Here is a 4922-nt window from a genome sequence, read left to right as displayed (position 1 = left end):
GCGGCCATCACCAGGGCCAGCACGGCCAGCGACTGCCACAGCAGCCGCCGGTCGGCGATCGCCTCCCGCTCGTCCAGCGCCATGACCTGTCCGGCGCGCTCGGGGTCGTAGCGGAGCGACCGGCCGAACAGCAGCCAGCACAGGGCGACGAACACCGCCATGAGAATGACGATCATCGGTGCCATGTGGACGAGGAAGTCGTTGAAGGTCAGGCCGCCGCGGCTGGCGATGATGATGTTGGGCGGATCGCCGACCAGCGTGGCGGCGCCGCCGATGTTGGACGCCATCGCCTCGGCGATCAGGAACGGCACCGGGCTGACCGCCAGCCGCTCGCACACCAGGAACGTCACGGGCGCGATCAGCAGCACCGTGGTGACGTTGTCCAGCAGCGCCGAGGCGACCGCGGTGATCAGCACCAGCAGCACCATCAGCCGGAACGGCCGGCCACGGGGGCGTTTGGCGGCCCAGATCGCCAGGTACTCGAAGACGCCGGTCTCCTTGAGCACTCCGACGATGACCATCATGCCGAGCAGCAGGAAGACGACGTTCCAGTCGATGCCGGTGTGCTCGGAGAAGAACGCGGCCTTCGCATTGGTGGCGTGGACCAGGAGCATGATCCCGGCGCCGCCCAGCGCCGCCGCGACCCGGTGGACCTTCTCGGTGGCGATCAGCGCGTAGGCGGCCAGGAACGCCGCCACGCTCACCCAGGCGAGCACGCTCACGCGGGCAGCACCCGGTCCAGCAGCGCCTGCAGCGTCACCGCGCCCAGCAACCGCCCGTCGTCCACCACCGCCACCAGCGGGCTGCGGGTGCGTGCCATCAAGGAGGCGAGCTCCAGGACGGTGGCGTCGGGATCCGTGACCGGCAGCTCGCGCGGACGCTCCGGCAGCGCTTCACGCACGGTGCGGCCGTCCAGTCCGCGCAGGAACGCGTCGGCATGGGCCTCGTCGACCACCCGGGCCAACGCGGGATCCTCCATGCAGTAGCCGGGCACCGCCAGGCGCAGCACCTGGGTGCCGGGGAGGATCGTGAACGGCGTGCCGTCGTCCTCGACGACGATGAGGCCGGGCAGATCCTGGTCGGCGAGCAGCCGGGCCGCGTCGATCACCGGGCTGTCGAGCTCGACCGTGGGGAAGTCGGCAAGTAGGTCTCGGGCGCGCACCAGCACATCCTTTGCGACAGCGGGACAAGGACCTGCCGACCAGACTTCCCGGCGCACCTGCACACAAGGTATCAGGACCTGCCCGATCACAGCCGGCGCGCACAGGACAGGCAGCCGCCGGTCGATCAGCGGCAGCGTCTTCCAGACGCTTTGTCGTGGTGCCGGCGCCTCCTCTCACCTGCGGTCAGGACCCCGGATCGGGAAGCCGTCGAACAGGACGGTGTCATGTCCGGTCCCGGTGGTCTGCTGCGCGATGCCGCCGTCAAGAACTCGTATGTGCGCATCGCCGACGCGCGCTGTTAAGGTAATCGCCGGTGCGCCGGGAAGTCTGGTCGGCAACGTTTTTGACGACGATCCGACCGGAGACCCTCGCAGCCATGATCCTTTCCTCCCGGCGTGCTTGATGGGCGCCCTGCTGACCGCGTTCGCGGGCCTGCTGCTGCTGGCGGTGCTGCTGTCCAGCCTGGCCCATCGCACCGTCCTGTCCACGGCGGCGCTGTTCCTGGTGGCCGGGTTCGTGCTCGGCGACGGCGTGCTCGGCGTGGTCTCGCTCAAGCCCGGCGACGACCTGGTGGCGACGCTGGCCGAGCTGGCGCTGTTCGCGGTGCTGTTCACCGACGGCATGCGGGTGGGCTGGGCCGAGCTGCGCAGCGCGTGGCGGCTGCCGGGGCGGGCGCTCGGCTGGGGCCTGCCGCTCACCCTGGTCATCACCGCCGCCGGCGCGCACTACCTGCTCGGGCTGGGCTGGGTCGAGTCGCTGCTGATCGGCGCGATCCTGGCGCCCACCGACCCGGTGTTCGCCGCCGCCCTGGTCGGCAACGAGAAGGTGCCGCCCCGGCTGCGGCAACTGCTGAACGTCGAGTCCGGCGTCAACGACGGGCTCGCGCTGCCGTTCGTCATCCTGTTCCTGGCGATCGCCTCGGGCTCGGCCGACCTGCACCTCGGCGAGCTGGGGCTGGAGCTCGGCCTGGGCGTGCTCATCGGCGTGGCGATCCCGTGGGCGGCGATCAGGCTGGAGCAGACCCGCTGGTTCGCCGCCTCCACCGCCTACGAGCCGCTCAACGCCCTGGCCATCGGCCTGCTGGTGCTGGCCGTGGGCAAGGCCACGCACGGCAACCTGTTCCTGGCCGCGTTCTCCGCCGGGATCACCGTGGCGACCTTCGGGCAGCGGCAGCGCGAATCGTTCGAGCACTTCGGCGAGCTCATCGCGGAGATCTTCAAGCTGGCGGCGCTGCTGGTGTTCGGGGCGCTCATCACGCCGTCGCTGCTGGGCTCGGTGGGCTGGCAGGGGTGGCTGTTCGCGATCCTGGCGCTGGTGGTGGCGCGGCCGGTGGCGATCTGGCTGTCGTTCCTGCGTTCCGGGCTGACGGTGCGCGAGCAGGCTGCGGTGGCGTGGTTCGGCCCGAAGGGGTTCGCGTCGGTGGTGTACGGGCTGCTCGTGCTCGCCTCCGGGATCGCCGCCGCGCAGCAGGTGTTCCAGATCGTCGCCGTCACCATCGTGGCCTCGATCCTGCTCCACTCCTCCACCGACATCGTGGTGGCCCGCGGCTTCGACGACGAGCACGACGTCCCGGCCTGGTTCGGCCGCCTCCGTAAGCGCGACCGGACCCCGTGAGACGGTCGTACGGACTCCTGGGCCGCTTCCCGCACCCGGCCCAGGTGATCGTCACCGGGTTCGCCGCCGTGGCCCTGATCGGCACCGCCCTGCTCGCCTCGCCGGTCGCCACCGAGTCGGGCGAGTCGGCGGGCTGGCTGACGGCCCTGTTCACCGCGACGTCCGCGGTGTGCGTCACCGGTCTGGTGCCCTGGTTCCTGGTTGTCGTCGGCCTCGGCTGAGTCATCGTTCGATGCCACTGGGCAGATCGGCACCATCTCCACCGTCCACGCCTATTCAAGCTGTTTTTTGAGCTTGCGCCACCCGCCGGCTCGGTTGTTGGCGATGATCTGGCGGAACATGGCAGTGAGAGCAGGAGCGTTGATGGTTTCTCCTTCACGGAAAGCCACCGTGCGGGCGGTCTTGTTGTGGTGGCCGGCCGTGATGATGCCTTCGGGGTCGGGGACGATGGCGCCGTCGTACAGAAAGACGTTGACGTGGTCCTTGGCGGCGAGCAGTGCGCACACGTTGCCCTGGAGTACGAAGTAGGGCCGGACCGTTCGCTTGATGGTCTCGCCTATCTCGGGGTCCGCGGCGTGGATCAGGTCCCGGACCTGCCGGCAGATGTCCTGCTGCCATCCGGGCAGGGCGTCGATGTAGTCGTCCACACGAGGGTCTGTCTCATAGGGGCGTACGTCGTTCACAGCCAGGCACCCACGATCGCCGAGGTAACGAGAATTTTCATCAGCCAGTCGCCGGCGTGCAGCGCTGCGGTGACGGCGGGCGTCCTCTCCCACATCATGGACCCGGTGAGCAGCACTGCCGGGAATCCGACCCACAGCACCAGGCCGAGCGCCATCACCGGGCCTGCCCCGGTGATTCCGGCGTACTCGGCCAAGCCCGCGATCACGGCGGCGATCACGACGCCGCGCACCAGCTCCAGGAGGATCTTCAGTGGTGGCGGCCGGTCGCCTCGGTCCGGGGCACGCTCACCCAGCAGACGTTTCTCGGTCGGGGTGAGCAGGGCGTAGTAGGTCGAGCTGAGTACGAACACCGCGATCGATGCGGCAATGACGGAGATCACGTTACTCATGGACCGACTCCAGGTAAACTAAACGGTACCGTTTATGCGTGATAAAACTAAACCGGGTAGTGTTCTCTGTCAAGGAGGAGTCCGTTGACCGCTTCGGCACGGGCCGAGGTCCGCTCGGCGCGCAAGCGCCAGGAGATTCTCACGGCCGCGCGGTCGGTGTTCACCGCCCACGGCTACGTCGGTACGAGCATGGATGCGGTGGCCGCCGCGGCAGGAGCCTCGAAGCGGACGGTGTACCAGTACTTCGCCGACAAGGAGGATCTGTTCGCCGGCGTCGTCCTGGACACCGTTGATCGCGGTTATGAGCACTTCAAGCCCGCAATCCGCGCGCTCGCGGAGACGGACGACATCGAGACCGCCTTGCGGGACCATGCACGGATGACCCTGGCCGGGTTGATGAACCGGGAAGTCCTGCAGATGCGACGGTTGGTCATCGCCGAAGCGGAGCGCTTCCCGGCCATTGGACGCGAGTACTTCGAGCGGAGCTGGGGACGCACGCTCAAACTTCTCGCGGAGACCTTCGCAAAGCTGACCGAACGCGGCCTGCTGAACACCCCCGACCCAGAACGCGCCGCCTACTTGTTCACCTGGCTGATCTCCTCGATTCCCACCAACCGGGTCGCCTTCCTAGGCGACGCGGCCGCCGGGTCCCCCGAGGAACTGACCGAACTCGCCGACGAGGGCACCCGCGTCTTTCTCGCCGCCTTCACTCCTCGGTAACCCGGCGAGCAGATCGCCTGTGCACGACCACCAGCAAGAACGAATGCCGGAGGCGCCCGTCGTACGCCTATGAGCGGGTGCCACCGGACCTCTACACCCCCTGAGCGGGGCCTACTCCGTCAGGTGGTCAAGGCCTCCGAGGGCCGCGCCCATGCACATGGGTTCTGAAGAAACTGCTTGAGCGGAAATGCCGGTCGCCACGAAGGTCAGCCATCCAATCGTGGCACCCGCGAGAACGCCTCCCAGCGCCAGGGACTGCGAACTGACGCCGGATCTGATGATCAAGAAAGAGACGCTTGACGCCCGAGACCGCCGTGGGGTCGCTGTCCATGGAGGAACTGCCTGTCGAGCCG

At 68.4% G+C, this 4922-nt stretch carries 7 protein-coding genes; 3 read left to right on the top strand and 4 right to left on the bottom strand.

Annotated elements, in window-relative coordinates; translation table 11 throughout:
* Both ACWEJ6_RS54250 and ACWEJ6_RS54245 read right to left on the bottom strand, forming a co-directional pair.
* On the bottom strand, positions 1-722 hold a 722-nt coding region (locus ACWEJ6_RS54250; protein ID WP_452433578.1), incomplete at its 3' end, for an SLC13 family permease.
* A complete protein-coding gene (locus ACWEJ6_RS54245; protein WP_452433577.1) occupies positions 719-1162 on the bottom strand; it encodes a CBS domain-containing protein in 444 nt (147 codons plus the stop codon). The genes ACWEJ6_RS54250 and ACWEJ6_RS54245, both read right to left, overlap by 4 nt.
* Positions 1163-1565: 403 nt before the next feature.
* Between ACWEJ6_RS54245 and ACWEJ6_RS54240 the strand changes: the two genes are divergently transcribed.
* Both ACWEJ6_RS54240 and ACWEJ6_RS54235 read left to right on the top strand, forming a co-directional pair.
* On the top strand, positions 1566-2777 hold the full coding sequence (locus ACWEJ6_RS54240; protein ID WP_452433576.1) for a cation:proton antiporter: 1212 nt from the start codon (positions 1566-1568) through the stop codon (positions 2775-2777).
* Complete coding sequence (locus ACWEJ6_RS54235) at positions 2774-2998, top strand: hypothetical protein (RefSeq protein ID WP_452433574.1); 225 nt, start codon at positions 2774-2776, stop codon at positions 2996-2998. The genes ACWEJ6_RS54240 and ACWEJ6_RS54235 overlap by 4 nt, the downstream gene beginning before the upstream one ends.
* A gap of 51 nt (positions 2999-3049) precedes the next feature.
* Here ACWEJ6_RS54235 and ACWEJ6_RS54230 read toward each other — a convergent pair whose 3' ends face one another.
* Together ACWEJ6_RS54230 and ACWEJ6_RS54225 are read right to left on the bottom strand one after the other, a co-directional pair.
* On the bottom strand, positions 3050-3424 hold the full coding sequence (locus ACWEJ6_RS54230) for a DUF1801 domain-containing protein (protein WP_387666989.1): 375 nt from the start codon (positions 3422-3424) through the stop codon (positions 3050-3052).
* 32 nt (positions 3425-3456) lie between these two features.
* Entirely contained in the window at positions 3457-3849 is a 393-nt protein-coding gene (locus ACWEJ6_RS54225) for a DUF1761 domain-containing protein (RefSeq protein ID WP_452433573.1), read from the bottom strand.
* 84 nt (positions 3850-3933) lie between these two features.
* Between ACWEJ6_RS54225 and ACWEJ6_RS54220 the strand changes: the two genes are divergently transcribed.
* On the top strand, positions 3934-4569 hold the full coding sequence (locus tag ACWEJ6_RS54220; protein WP_452433572.1) for a TetR/AcrR family transcriptional regulator: 636 nt from the start codon (positions 3934-3936) through the stop codon (positions 4567-4569).
* Positions 4570-4922 lie beyond the last annotated feature (353 nt).

Source organism: Nonomuraea sp. NPDC004702, from assembly GCF_053601695.1.
Note: the sequence above shows the minus strand (reverse complement) of the source record. Positions and strands in the feature narration are given on the sequence as shown.